Annotated in this window: 10 protein-coding genes; 7 read left to right on the forward strand and 3 right to left on the reverse strand. The window is 61.6% G+C overall.

All coding sequences use genetic code 11. The features are described 5' to 3' along the window. Window positions 1–129 precede the first annotated feature (129 nt). The gene (locus tag FH08_RS0123080) at window positions 130–2,145 is read right to left on the reverse strand and encodes a putative bifunctional diguanylate cyclase/phosphodiesterase (protein ID WP_081889554.1); all 2,016 of its coding nucleotides are present in this window, start codon (window positions 2,143–2,145) and stop codon (window positions 130–132) included. 681 nt (window positions 2,146–2,826) lie between these two features. Here FH08_RS0123080 and FH08_RS0123090 point away from each other — a divergent pair. The 3 genes from FH08_RS0123090 to FH08_RS0123100 all read left to right on the forward strand — a co-directional run bounded on the left by FH08_RS0123090 (window position 2,827) and on the right by FH08_RS0123100 (window position 5,336). Continuing rightward, window positions 2,827–4,170 carry an EAL and HDOD domain-containing protein gene (locus tag FH08_RS0123090; protein WP_081889552.1) on the forward strand — a complete coding sequence of 448 codons (1,344 nt, stop codon included), beginning with the start codon at window positions 2,827–2,829 and terminating at the stop codon, window positions 4,168–4,170. A gap of 97 nt (window positions 4,171–4,267) precedes the next feature. Continuing rightward, window positions 4,268–4,831, forward strand: a complete 564-nt coding sequence (locus FH08_RS0123095; protein ID WP_031360630.1) for a peroxiredoxin — start codon at window positions 4,268–4,270, stop codon at window positions 4,829–4,831. A gap of 28 nt (window positions 4,832–4,859) precedes the next feature. Beyond that, a complete protein-coding gene (locus FH08_RS0123100) occupies window positions 4,860–5,336 on the forward strand; it encodes a hypothetical protein (protein ID WP_031360631.1) in 477 nt (158 codons plus the stop codon). An 83-nt stretch (window positions 5,337–5,419) separates the two neighbouring features. On the opposite strand, the gene cydB is transcribed toward FH08_RS0123100, so the two are convergent. Further along, entirely contained in the window at window positions 5,420–6,427 is a 1,008-nt protein-coding gene (gene cydB / locus FH08_RS0123105) for a cytochrome d ubiquinol oxidase subunit II (protein ID WP_031360632.1), read from the reverse strand. Continuing rightward, the gene (locus tag FH08_RS0123110) at window positions 6,424–7,893 is read right to left on the reverse strand and encodes a cytochrome ubiquinol oxidase subunit I (protein ID WP_031360633.1); all 1,470 of its coding nucleotides are present in this window, start codon (window positions 7,891–7,893) and stop codon (window positions 6,424–6,426) included. Before FH08_RS0123110 ends, cydB begins: the two co-directional genes overlap by 4 nt. A gap of 462 nt (window positions 7,894–8,355) precedes the next feature. Here FH08_RS0123110 and sugE point away from each other — a divergent pair, with 462 nt between their 5' ends. From sugE to FH08_RS0123135, 4 genes are all read left to right on the forward strand, one after another. Next, complete coding sequence (gene sugE / locus FH08_RS0123120; RefSeq protein WP_031360635.1) at window positions 8,356–8,676, forward strand: quaternary ammonium compound efflux SMR transporter SugE; 321 nt, start codon at window positions 8,356–8,358, stop codon at window positions 8,674–8,676. A 450-nt stretch (window positions 8,677–9,126) separates the two neighbouring features. Next, window positions 9,127–9,768, forward strand: coding sequence for a DUF4126 domain-containing protein (locus tag FH08_RS0123125; protein WP_031360636.1), 642 nt, complete (start codon window positions 9,127–9,129; stop codon window positions 9,766–9,768). Window positions 9,769–9,878: 110 nt separating this feature from the next. Further along, window positions 9,879–12,383, forward strand: a complete 2,505-nt coding sequence (locus FH08_RS0123130; protein WP_152602898.1) for an ABC transporter permease — start codon at window positions 9,879–9,881, stop codon at window positions 12,381–12,383. 97 nt (window positions 12,384–12,480) lie between these two features. Continuing rightward, window positions 12,481–12,888 carry a group II truncated hemoglobin gene (locus tag FH08_RS0123135; protein ID WP_031360638.1) on the forward strand — a complete coding sequence of 136 codons (408 nt, stop codon included), beginning with the start codon at window positions 12,481–12,483 and terminating at the stop codon, window positions 12,886–12,888. The last annotated feature ends 138 nt before the right edge of the window (window positions 12,889–13,026 follow it).

Genomic DNA, 13,026 nt, shown 5'->3' on the forward strand with positions numbered 1-13,026 from the left:
AGCCCGCATAAATCCTGCATAAACCTTATAACGGCGGGCTTGCACGGAAGCTTTACAGCAAACCACGAATGAAACACTGCAATAGCTCCGGTCGCGGGGCTCCTGCCGACGCAAAAACGTGACGGTATCTTAACAAGGCGCCTGGAGAAAGAGCGTTTTATCCTGAAAGCAACGCATCAGGTCGCCGGCGGGCAGGGCTTTGCTGATCAGCCATCCCTGGATCTGGTCACAGCCCATCTCGATCAACAGTTCGCGCTGCGCCTCTGTCTCCACGCCTTCCGCCACGAGTTCGAGCCCCAGTGATTTTGCCAGGCCTACCACCGCGGCCACGATTGCCTGGTTGTTGCGCGAGGTCAGCAGGTTTTCGATGAAACTGCGATCGATCTTCAGCTTCGAAAGCGGGAAGCGCTGCAGATAGGAAAGGCTGGAATAGCCGGTGCCGAAGTCATCGACGGCGAACGCAATGCCAAGTGCCGCCAGCGTTTCGAGCAGACGGGTAGCTTCTTCGGGATCATGCATCAGCAGGCTTTCGGTGATCTCGAACACGAGCCGGCGCGGATCGAGGCCTGTCAGTTGCAGCGCCTCTTTCACGTTCTGCGTAAAACGCTTGTCGCGGAATTGCTGCGGCGAGACGTTCACGGAAACGTAGTCCAGCACGAAACCTTCGCTGTCCCACTGCACCAGCTGCATGCACGCGGCCTTGAGCACCCAGTTGCCAAGATAGTTGATCAGGCCGATTGATTCCGCGAGCGGAATGAACGCTGTCGGCGGGACGAGACCGTGCACCGGATGCTGCCAGCGGATCAGCGCTTCCGCGCCGACCACGCCGCCGCTGCGGCTTTCGGTGATCGGCTGGAAGTGCAGCGAAAACTCGCCGTTGCGCACGCCTTCGTAAAGATCGCCTTCCAGGTTCAGGCGCTCGGCGTCGCGGGGGTCGTCGTCGGGAACGTGGAACACGACAATATTGCCGCCCGAAGTCTTCGCCTGTGCCAGTGCGTGGTCGGCCATGCGCAGCAGGCTGCTGCTCTCTTGCTCGACTTCGTCGGGGAAGATGGCCGCGCCAATGCTCGCCGATAAATGCGTATGTTGTCCACGATACCGGTAGGGCTGCGCAATTGCGCTCAACACCCGCCGCGCGACATCCTCGGCCGCTGTGGCCGCCTCGGTCGTGGTGCCGGCCGAGAACAGCACGGCGAATTCGTCGCTGGCCACGCGCGCCACCCGCTCGCCGGCGCGTGCTGCGTGCTGGATGCGGCGTGCGGTCTCGCGCAGCATGTCGTCGCCGGCGTCGTAGCCGAGTGCGCGGTTGATGCGCTGGAAGTCGTCGATATCCACCAGCAGCAACGCCGCATGCGTATGCGTGTGAACGGCCTCGGCCTGGGCGGTGTCGATCGCGCTTTTCAGCGCCGTCAGGTTCTCGAGGCCGGTCAGCGAATCGTGATGCAGCGCGTGCTGCAGCGCGGTTTCGCGCTCGCGCCAGTGCGAAACCTCAAACGCGGCGAGCGCGAAGCCGGACAGATCCGGCGCGTGCGTGGCGAGGATCCGCAGTTCGACGAGGATCGGCGTGGTCAGGGATTTCAGCAGATGCAGCGTCGCGGTCTCCAACTTGCCGCTTTGTTGTGCACGGGCGACGAGCGCATCGAGTTCATCGATTTCATGCGAGGGCACCAGCTCATGCAACGTGAGCGAGCTCAGGTAGTCGCGGTGATAACCCAGGAACTCGATGCTCCCCGCCGATACATAGCAAAACCGCAGCGATGCATCCACTTGCGCCACGAAATCGACGGCGGCAAGGGTGGCTTCCGTGGCGACGCTTAGGTGAGCCTCAGCTTCATTCACCGCCGCCGGATGCAATAGATGAAGCGGCGCAGGCGACGCCGAAGCTGGGACGATCCGTCCTGTTTTCGCCCCCCGTGCACCGTGCGACGTCGATTCCGGGAGGGTGGGCGGCCGCGGCAGAGGGTCACGGCTACCCGTGGCCAGCACGGGTGCTGGTGAACCTTCTGCGGTAGCGAACCTGACGATACAGCTTGGCAACGCGGTCGCGATCAACGTTCTGACATTCGCGCGAACGGCGGCGCTGGTTTGGCCGGCTAGGGCGATCCATGCATTCAAGCGCTGGGCGGTGATCCGTTTTACTGGCATGTTTCGGTTATAGCCTGTCTGATTGCGCGCCGGGCCGGTAGAGGCGAGGCGCACGCTGTCCGGCCAAGCGCACTGCATCGGGCATCTGTTGTTGATGTTCCGGCAATGCGGGCATGAGCCGCCGGAATATCCGGTAGCCGCGACTCGGACGCGTTCTTTGCAAGTTAACGGTTATGTCCCGAAATTCTTTAGAGGAATAGCTGAGCGCCCGTGAGCCACGGCCCCGGCGGGTTTCACGCAATTTGTCGACATCACGATTTGGGGTAGAGTGCGGCTTGATCGTTACGAATTCTGAACCGGTCAGTGGGTTCGCCGAGCGTGGTGTCGAGCTATCGGCTGGCCACGGTTCGACCGATTATTTCGCTCTTTGTCGCTCTTTGTGTTTGTACGCTGAATCGTTAAGCTAAATCCTTGAGTTAGCCCTTGAGTTAGCCCTTGAGTTAGCCCTTACGCCAACCCCTCAAGCTAATCGTTTGAGCCAACCGTTGTCTGGTCGCCATTCACTCAGCACCGTTCCATTGCAGCACGCCATGATTGAGTCCCAAAGCCGATTGCCGGAGCCGGCCCCGAAGCCAGGCGTATTGAACGCGCTGAACGCACGCATTGTGTCGTGCGAGGTCTCCGCGACGCCCGCCCATTGCATTGAGCCTGCGTTTTCGCATGACCTCAGCAGGTCCATTCATGCCGCCGGTTGATCGGAACCCGACCCGGCGCGCCGCGCACAGCGCCGTGGACGGTCCTGTGGCGAAGACCTCGGCTAAAATTGCTGCGCCCGTTCTTCGCGAGCCGGAAAGCGTTTACCTCGGCCGCCAGCCGATCATCGATCGCAATGGCGCGCTGCATGCCTACGAACTGCTTTTTCGCGACGGTCCGGACAATCGCGCGCGCATTTTCGACGACGTGCAGGCCACTGCACACGTCGTCGCACGAACGGTGGGCGAGATCGGTTTGTCAGCGGTGCTTGGGGATCACCCCGGCTTTGTGAACATGAACCGCGACCTGCTGTTCGACGACATCGTCCACATCATGCCGCCCGAGCGTTTCGTGCTCGAGATTCTGGAAACTGTCACCTTCGACGCCAAGCTTTTCAAGCGCTGCGCCCAGTTGCGCGCGGCAGGTTTCCAGTTCGCTCTCGACGACGTCGTGTCACTCACCGACCCGCTGCACGAAGCGTTGCCTTACGTGGATTACGTGAAGGTCGACTTCCTCGCTACCCAACGGGCCGATCTGCCTGAACTCACGGCAACGCTCAAACAACATGGTAAGACGCTGATCGCGGAAAAGATCGAAACGTATCAGGATTTCGAAGAAGCCCGCACACTCGGCTTCGACCTCTTCCAGGGTTACTTCTTCGCTCGTCCGCAAGTGCTGGTCACGCGCCGCTCGAACCCCTCGCGCACTGCTTTGCTGCGTCTTCTGGGCGTGCTGTCGGGGGAGCCTGATATGGGCGAACTCGAGGCCGAGTTGAAGCTCAATCCGAACGTGGTCGTGCAGTTGCTGCGGCTGGCCAATTCAAGCGCGTTCAAATTGAGCCGGCCGGTGGCGTCGCTGCGCGAGGCCATCCAGGCGACCGGTACCCGGCAGATTTCGCGCTGGACCCAGTTGCTGCTTTACGCGGACGGCCGCCACTTGCCGTGGCGTTCGGACCCGCTGGTGCAACTGGTCGGGACCCGCGCGCGTTTCATGGAACTGGCGGCGCGTGTCATGCGGCCATCGAGTGAGGAATTCGCCGATGCCGCCTTCATGACCGGCATCTTTTCGCTCGTGCATGTGGTGGTGGATTTACCGCCGGTCGAGATCATGGACTTGCTGAAGTTATCGAAAGAAATGGGTGCTGCAATCGTCGATGGCGACGGTCCGCTCGGTGCGCTGTTGCGACTCTCGCAGGCGACGGAAAGAGGCGACGCGCCGGAGCTCGATGCAAGCATTGGCCCAAGCGTGGATTTCGCAGTGTTGACGCCGGCTGTGCTCGCCGACCTGCAGTTCGAGGCGGCGACGTGGTTCGGTGCGCATCGGGTGGAATAGGTATTGTAGGTATTGCGTTTGCTGCGTTGATGGATGGTTGCGAGGTTGTGCAGTTGTTTGTCCTGTCGTGCGCGGGTCACGAAAATCGAGGAGTGTCATGAAGCGAAAGTTTGCTGGGAAAATGCTGGCAGTGTCGTTGGGCGCAGCACTTGCGGCGTACGCGCTGGTGGCTTATGCAACGCTTAAGCCCGGCGATCACGCGCCGGTGTTCACCGCGCAGGCGTCGCTTGGCGGCAATGTGTATGAGTACTCGCTCGCAGACGAGTTGAAGAAGGGGCCCGTGGTCCTGTACTTCTATCCGGCCGCGTTCACGAAGGGTTGCACGATCGAGGCGCACGAGTTTGCTGACGCAGTCGATGAATACAAGGCCCTGGGTGCCACGGTGATTGGTGTGTCGCACGACAACATCGACACATTGAAGAAGTTTTCGGTGAGCGAATGCCGGAGTAAATTCCCGGTCGCCGCCGACGGCGATGCGAAGATCATCAAGCAATACGATGCGACCATGCCGCTGGTCAGTTCCATGGCCAATCGCGTGTCATACGTGATCGCGCCGGACGGGACGGTGATCTATGAATACACGAGCCTGTCGCCGGACAAGCATGTGGCGAACACGCTGCAGGCGCTGAAAGACTGGAACGAGAAGCACAAGACCCAATAACGTAACCAGCCTTGTAAGGTTTTGATCGATGCCGATTATCGTTGCGCTCGTTGTCCTGGTTGCCGTGATCTACGGTGCGTTCTGGTCGTTTCACGCGTTATCGGCGGCGTTCGGTGTGAGTGTTGCGATTGGCGCCGCGGTGATCGCGGCGCTGGTGGTGGTGAGCATTGCTGTGTATTTCTGGCTGCGGTGGAAGGAAGTCGCACCGAATGTCCACGATGGCGACTGGACGCACGAACTCAAGCGGGATTGGGGCGGCGTTCGGCTCGCGGCCGCCAAGCGGTTGTGCGAGGTGCGGGTGGGCGGCCAGGTCGGCATGTATATTTTTGCGGATCTACATGGAGCGCGGATGGAACCGGGCGCGTCGGGAACCACCGGCGCCTGGCAGGTCGCGCTGAACGTGAAGGACTCGACGCAGCCGCGCTGGAACCTGCCAATGCAGGACCGGCGCGAGGCGCACAAGTGGTGCCGGATTTTAGAGAAAGCCGCCGCCCAGACTTTGTGACGAGCTGTTCATTCCAGTCAGGGTTGGCTAAGTCCGGAAACGGCGCTTGAGCGAATCCAGACTTATTCACTGCCAAGAGCGCGCTACGTGTGATAGCCCATATCACCGCGCACCTTGCCGCGAAATACCCAGTAAGACCACACGACATAAAGCACGATAACGGGTAGCAGGAACATCGTCCCGATCAGCAGGAACTGCTGCGAAAGCGGCGTCGTGGACGCATCCCACAACGTCACCGACGGTGGCGCGATGAAGGGCCAAAGGCTGATCACAAGACCTGTGAAGGCCAGGAAGAACAACCCGATCGAGCACATGAACGGGACCACTTCCTTGCGTTTTTCGAGTGCCGACCACAATGTCCAGACCAGCAGCACCGTCAGTACCGGTACCGGCGCGAACGCGAAGCTATCCGGAAAACTGAACCAGCGCGCCGAGATACGCGCGTCCTTCAGCGGTGTCCAGATACTGATCAACAAGATAAACGCGACCACGCCGAACAGCACTTTCTTGGCCATTCCACGTGCCCATTCCTGCAACTCGCCTTCTGTCTTGAGCACGAGCCACGTCGTGCCCTGCAGCGCGTAGCCGAAGATCAGCCCCACGCCCGTCAGGAGCGGAAACGGCGCAAACCAGTCCCAGCTCGTGCCGGCGAATACGCGTCCGTGAATGGGAAATCCCTGCATGAACATGCCCAGCACAACGCCCTGCGAGAACGTTGCGACCAGCGAGCCGTACCCGAATGCGCTGTCCCAGATCCACTTGCGCGCGCCGACCACTTCGCGGAATTCAAACGCCACGCCGCGAAAGATCAAACCCAGAAGCATGAACAGGATCGGAAAATAAACCGCCGGCACGATGATCGCGAACGCAAGCGGAAAGACCGCGAGCAAGCCGCCGCCGCCCAGGATCAGCCAGGTTTCATTGAAATCCCAGACGGGTGCGACCGAGTTGATCATCAGTTGGCGTTCAACCGGATCGCGGCGCATCAGGAACACCATGCCTACGCCGAGATCGAAGCCGTCGAGCAGCACGTACATGAATACCGCGAGCGCGAGGATGGCGGCCCACATCGGTACGAGGTCGAGCATCATGATCTCCTGGAAGGGGGAACGACGTCGTCCGGGCCGACGGGTTTTACTGCACTGGCGCCGCCCGATGCATCAGCCGATGCCGCCGCCGCCGATAACGGCCGCGCCGCGCGCGTTTCCGGTTGCAGGAGATCGTGATCGGTATCGACGTGTTCATCGGCGGGGCCGATCCGCACGAGCCGCCGCAGCAGGATGAATCCCGAGCCGAAGATGACGATATACGCCAGCACGTAGAGCAGCCACGAAAGCCCGACATCGCCGGCTGTCAGCGACGGCGTGACCGAGTCCTTGGTGCGCATCAGTCCATACACGGTCCACGGCTGGCGGCCGGCTTCGGTCGTCGTCCATCCCGCCAGCACGGCGATAAACCCAAGCGGCATGCCGTACGTGGCGCAACGCAGCCAGCGCGTACTGGTTTCGAGCTTGCCGCGTGCGAACAGGACAATGCCCGAGAGGACCAGCGCGAACATCAGCAACGCGATGCCGACCATGATGCGGAACGCGAAGAACACCACCGCCACGTTCGGCCGGTCCTCACGCGGGAAGTCCTTCAGGCCCTGCACCCGGCCGTCCAGACTATGTGTGAGGTAGATGCTGCCGAGCACCGGTATCGATATTTCGAAGTCGTTGCGCTCGTTGGCCTGGTCGGGGATCGCGAAGACGGCCGCGGGCACGCCCCTGCCGGTGTTCCACAAACCTTCCATCGCGGCGAGCTTGGCAGGCTGATGCTGGAGCGTGTTCAGACCGTGCGCATCGCCGATAACCATCTGCACGGGCACCATGATCACGAGAAAGATCAGCGCCATCTTGGTCATCACGCGGCTTTCCTCGAGCGCGCGACGCTGCCGCAAATAAAGCGCGCCGACGCCGAGAATCACGAATGCGGCCGTCACCAGGAACGCGCTGACCGTATGACCGATGCGGTAAGGAAAGGAGGGCGTAAAGATGGCGTCGAAGAAACTCGTCACTTCGAAGCGGCCATCGGGAAGGATCCTGTAGCCGGCCGGCGTTTGCATCCAGCTATTCACCGCGAGAATCCAGAACGACGAAATCACCGTCCCCGACGCGACGAAAACCGCTGCAAGCACGTGCGCCCATTGCGGCACGAGCTTGCGCCCAAACAGCAGGACGCCCAGAAACGCCGCTTCGAGAAAGAACGCCGTCAGGACCTCGTAACCCATTAGCGGGCCGATCACGCTGGAGGTGGCATCGGTGAACCGGCTCCAGTTGGTGCCGAACTGGAACGGCATCACGATCCCCGACACCACGCCCATGCCGAATGAAACCGCGAATATCTTCAGCCAGAACGCAGAAAGCCGCCGGTACACGTCCCGTTTGCTTAGCCACCAGAGCAATTCAAGCGTCGCGATAAAACACGATAACCCGACCGTGAACGCCGGCAACAGGATGTGAAACGCTATCACCCAGGCAAACTGGAAACGGGATAGCAAAACGGCATCGAACTCCATGAACACTCCCGGCGAGAAGTTTCAAATGGGTTGATTCTGCGGCGCGCCATCCACGCCCAGACGCGCAAATACGGCGCTGTGTCGTGCCACGTCGCGGCGGTGCTTCACGCATCGACCGCTGCGTTCTGGTTTAGATTAAAGCAGGTTTTTGTGAAAGGACGTTTTTATTTCGTGTTGTCATTCAAGGATGCATTCACTGCGCGAACGGATTAACGCAGCGCATAAAGGTGTTCGCAGCGAGGCCGCTGCGGGTCATTTCAGCTTTTCGTATTTCTTGGATCCTGAAGCGAAAGGCGCCGTAGCAGCGGCTGAAACCGGCTCGAATGCCGGGGAATTGTCGTGTGGCCGGCGAGCGACTTATTCGTCCTATCGTTATAATTTCAGCTTTATTACATGCCGCATGGACGACCCTGCGTGCTTCTGATTGCATCGGGGACGACCCCGCTTTAGACGGGAGTTTCCATGTCGTGGTTTCTATTGCTGATCGCCGGCCTGCTTGAAGTGGCGTGGGCCGCGGGCCTCAAAACCTCCGAAGGTTTCACGCGGCTGTGGCCGTCGGTATTCACGCTGGTTACAGCCGTCGGCAGCTTCGTACTCTTGGCGCTGGCAATGCGCCAGTTGCCGCTGGGCACGGCTTACGCGGTGTGGACGGGTATCGGCGCGGTCGGGGCGTTCGTGTTCGGGATTGTCATGCTGGGCGAAGCCCTGACGGTTGCGCGGATCGCGAGTGCCGCATTGATCGTGGTTGGGCTGATCGGATTGAAACTGTCGTCGGGACATTAAATCCGACGATTTAGCGCACTGCAGCGGCTTTTTGTCGCGGTCTGTCGTGGATCATTGGCGGACTATTAAAGGGATCGCAAAAATGACCGTTAAAGAGATCAGGGGCCGCGTGTGCCGTGGTTTCGTGATTAAGGGCTGAATCAGGAACGTTGGATGCTGAACACGCCGTTATATGGCGCGATGCGTCAACGCGCTGCGCGTGGCTATAATGACTTTCAGGTGTCTTGAAAAATTCACCGGGTTCGGCAGCCTGAGTTGGCCGCATGAATTTGGCCACATAAGCCTGGAACAGCGCCAGAATAAGGTGGGCCGGGTCAATACCGGGCCGCAACCATTTATCCCCAGCCCGTCGCCGGACAGCTTGAGCGGCGGGTCAGGCATTCGTAGCCGGATGCGCCGGAGTCTGACCGGCGCTCGGGCACGGGGCGAGCAGCGCGCAAGGAGACGGTCATGCTTGAAGCACTTTCGCTGGCAGCGGGACTTTCGTGGGCCAGCGGGCTGCGACTGTATCTGACGGTATTCGTCGCGGGGCTGTTCGAGCGCATGGGACTGGTCCACTTGCCCGACACCCTCGCTGTGCTGGGCTCTCCATGGGTGATCGGCGTAGCGGCAGCGCTCGCCGTGGTTGAGTTTTTCGCCGATAAAATCCCCGCCTTCGATTCCCTCTGGGACGCCATTCACACCTTTATTCGCATTCCTGCCGGCGCAGTGCTGGCCGTCGGGGCGTTCGGCCACGCCGATCCGGCGTTGCTGACCATTGCTGCGCTCGCCGGCGGCACGCTCGCGGGCGCCGCGCATCTGGCGAAAGCCGGCACGCGTGCGTTGATCAATTTATCGCCGGAACCGGTGTCGAACTGGGTGGCATCGGCGACTGAGGATTTCGGCGCGTTGCTCGGCATCACGCTCGCCTTGTTCGTGCCGCTGTTGTGCCTCGTCCTGATTATTGCGTTCCTGTTGTGTGCCGGCTGGGCATTACCGCGGCTCGTGAGAGGCGTGCGCGGCGGTTTCGGGCGGATGGCCAAGCACATGGTGCCCAGCGTCAGCGCGCGTGTGAATCCGGGCGTCGGCCGGTTCAGGAGCAAGCACGATTGAGTACGAGTAGCCTGGGCGGCGAGTTGAAGCAGGATTCGAAGCAAGATTCCAAGCAGGATTCAAAGCAGCAAGGACTGAGCTTCGCGCAGATCGCGCGCCAGTCGCTGCGAATGACCGCGCGCGACTGGCGTGCGGGCGAGTTGACCATGCTCATCCTCGCGCTCGTGCTGGCGGTTGCCGCGCTCGCGAGTGTCGGGTTTCTCGGCGACCGGATGCGCCAGGGGCTGGAGCGGGATGCGCGGCAGATGATCGCTGCGGATTTCGTTGTCCGCGCCGATCATCCGGTCGATCCCGCGTTCGCCGCAGAAGCGGCGCAACTCAAGCTCGAGACCGCGACCACCGCGATCTTCCCCAGCATGATCAGCGCGGGTGTTTCTGGCAATACGTCCACCGTGCCCGTTGCCCGCCTGGCGGCGTTGAAGGCTGTTTCGCCCGGGTATCCGCTGCGCGGCGCGGTGCGCATCGCGACTGCTGTCGATCAGCCCGGTACGCCCGCCACATCCATTCCTGCGCCCGGCACCGTCTGGGTCGACCCCGCGTTACTCGATGCGCTGAAAGTGCCCGTCGGCGGCACGGTGCGCGTCGGTACGCGCACGTTCACGGTGGCGGCGGTCATCACCCGCGAACTCGATCGCGGATTCTCATTCGTCAGCTTTTCGCCGCGCCTGATGATGCGTGCCGATGAACTCGCGTCCACCGGCCTCGTCACGTTCGGCAGCCGCGTGACCTATAGGCTGCTGGTAGCAGGACCCGATGCGCAGGTCAAGCAGTTCGCGACCTACGCACGCGCAAAAGTGGACGATGGCAAGCTGCGCGGCGTCGCGCTTGAATCGTTGCAGGACGGCCAGCCGCAAGTGCGTCAGACCATCGACCGCGCCAGTCATTTCCTCACGCTCGTTTCGCTGCTCACCGCGCTGCTCGCGGCGGTTGCCATTGCGATGGCCTCGCACCGCTTTGCGCGCCGGCATCTGGACGGCTGCGCCGCGATGCGTTGCCTCGGCGTGAGCCAGCGGACGTTGCGGTCTTTGTTTATCGGTGAATTCTTGGCTGTTGGGCTGCTTGGCAGCGCGGTGGGGGTTGTGCTCGGCTTTGGCGGGCATCTGGTGCTGCTGGACTGGCTGGGCACGCTCGTCGATGTCGAATTGCCTCCGCCTAGCGTCTGGCCTGCGCTGCAGGGCATTGCGACCGGACTGGTGCTGTTGCTTGGTTTCGCTGTGCCGCCGTTGCTGCCGCTGACCCGCGTGCCGCCGGTCCACGTGATTCGCCGGGAGCTCGGCGATGCCGGCCGGGTAGCGTGGATCGCCTACGGCGTGGGCGTGCTGCTGTTCGCCGGCCTGCTCGTGCTCGCGGCGGGCGAATGGAAGCTTGGCGGGATCGTCGCGGGCGGCTTCGCTGGCGGTCTGGTTGTGTTTGGCGGCATTGCGCGCGTGGCGCTCTGGGCGGCCGCGCGGTTCGTTCGCAGCGAACGCGTGGGTGCCGGAGTGGGCTGGCGGTACGCGCTGGCGTCGCTTGAGCGGCGCAGCGGCGCGAGCGCGCTGCAGATCACGGCGCTTGGCATCGGCCTGATGTGCCTGCTGCTCATCGCGATGACGCGCAGCGACCTGATCGCAGGTTGGCGGCAATCGACGCCGCCGGACGCGCCGAATCAGTTTCTCATCGATATCCAGCCTGACCAGCGCGCCGGCGTCACCGATTACCTCAAGCAACATGGCCAGGCCGACGCGGCGTTGTCCCCGATGGTGCGCGGCCGCCTGATCGCCGTGAACGGCAAGCCGGTCAGCCCCGACAACTACGAAAAGGCCGACGCAAAGCGGCTGGTTGACCGTGAGTTCAATCTCTCGTACACGACCGAACTACCCGGCGATAACCGCGTGGTCGGCGGCGACTGGTACGGCACGGACGGGAAACCGCAGATATCAATAGAAGAGGGCCTTGCGAAGATCATCCACGTGAAGCTCGGCGATACGATGCGTTTCGACGTAGCCGGCATGCAGGTGGAAGGGCCGGTCACGAGCCTGCGAAAGGTCGACTGGAATTCGTTCAAGGTTAACTTCTTTGTGCTGATGCCGCCGCCGTCCATCAGTGATTTGCCCGCCACGTTCATCACCAGTTTCCATTTGCCGCCGGGGCAGCAGGGTTTGATCGATGGCTTGATCAACCAATATCCGAGCGTGACCGCCATTGATATCGCGCCGATTCTCGCGCAGATCCAGCGCGTGCTGGAGCAAGTGATTGGCGCTGTGCAGTTCCTGTTTGTCTTCACGCTCGCGGCGGGCGTGCTCGTGTTGTACGCGGCGCTGGCCGGCACGCGCGACGAGCGTGTGCACGAGTCCGCGCTGCTGCGCGCGCTCGGGGCGTCGCATAAGCAGGTGCGCTCGGTGCAGACCGCTGAGTTCGTGGCAGTGGGCGCATTGAGCGGGCTGATGGCCGCGCTTGGCGCGCAGGCAATAGGCTGGGTGCTGGCGACGCACGTGTTCGAGTTTCACATCGATTTCAACCCGTGGCTCGTGCCCGCGGGCATTGTGGCAGGTGTCGTGTGTTCGGGCGTGGGCGGCTGGATGAGTTTGCGCCGCGTGTTGTCGCGGCCCGCGCTGCAGTCGTTGCGGGATGCCTGATCTCAGATGCAACGCGTGGCCGGGCGCCCCCCGCTATCCACAAGACGAACCCCGCAGCGCTCATTGCGCCATCTCCCGATAACCCTGAAGAAAGCGTATGACCGAAGCAAATATTGAACAAGCGCCGCAACCCACGGCATTCGAACTTGTTGGCGGCGAGGAGCGCGTGCGTGCACTCGTCGACCGGTTCTATGACCTGATGGATCTCGAGCCGGAGTTCGCGGATTTACGCGCATTGCATCCCGCAACACTCGAGAATTCCCGCGATAAATTCTTCTGGTTCCTGTGCGGCTGGATGGGCGGCCCGGACCATTACATCAGCCGCTTCGGACATCCGCGCTTGCGTGCTCGCCATCTGAACTTCGCGATTGCATCGCCGCAACGGGATCAATGGTTGCGCTGCATGGCGTGGGCCATGGAAGACATCAGTCTTGATGCGCCCTTGCGCGAGCGCCTCCTCACGTCCTTCTTCGATACCGCCGACTGGATGGTCAACCGCCCGTAGGGTATTGGTTCATTGGTTACAAACATGGCTTCAAACCCCTTCGTGTAGAGGGCGTAGGCGAGCCCGCAAGCAACCCATTTCCTCACCACCCGAATTGCTCATCGCCTTCATTAATCGGTAATTTTGAGCCGATTATGA

This window comes from Caballeronia sordidicola (assembly GCF_000729995.1).
Taxonomy (GTDB): Bacteria; Pseudomonadota; Gammaproteobacteria; order Burkholderiales; family Burkholderiaceae; genus Caballeronia; species Caballeronia sordidicola_A.

Coding starts and splice junctions, on each gene's coding strand:
- FH08_RS0123080 (WP_081889554.1), bottom strand. CDS start 2,145: ATGCCAGTAAAACGGATCACCGCCCAGCGCTTGAATGCATGGATCGCC.
- FH08_RS0123090 (WP_081889552.1), top strand. CDS start 2,827: ATGCCGCCGGTTGATCGGAACCCGACCCGGCGCGCCGCGCACAGCGCC.
- FH08_RS0123095 (WP_031360630.1), top strand. CDS start 4,268: ATGAAGCGAAAGTTTGCTGGGAAAATGCTGGCAGTGTCGTTGGGCGCA.
- FH08_RS0123100 (WP_031360631.1), top strand. CDS start 4,860: ATGCCGATTATCGTTGCGCTCGTTGTCCTGGTTGCCGTGATCTACGGT.
- cydB (WP_031360632.1), bottom strand. CDS start 6,427: ATGATGCTCGACCTCGTACCGATGTGGGCCGCCATCCTCGCGCTCGCG.
- FH08_RS0123110 (WP_031360633.1), bottom strand. CDS start 7,893: ATGGAGTTCGATGCCGTTTTGCTATCCCGTTTCCAGTTTGCCTGGGTG.
- sugE (WP_031360635.1), top strand. CDS start 8,356: ATGTCGTGGTTTCTATTGCTGATCGCCGGCCTGCTTGAAGTGGCGTGG.
- FH08_RS0123125 (WP_031360636.1), top strand. CDS start 9,127: ATGCTTGAAGCACTTTCGCTGGCAGCGGGACTTTCGTGGGCCAGCGGG.
- FH08_RS0123130 (WP_152602898.1), top strand. CDS start 9,879: ATGACCGCGCGCGACTGGCGTGCGGGCGAGTTGACCATGCTCATCCTC.
- FH08_RS0123135 (WP_031360638.1), top strand. CDS start 12,481: ATGACCGAAGCAAATATTGAACAAGCGCCGCAACCCACGGCATTCGAA.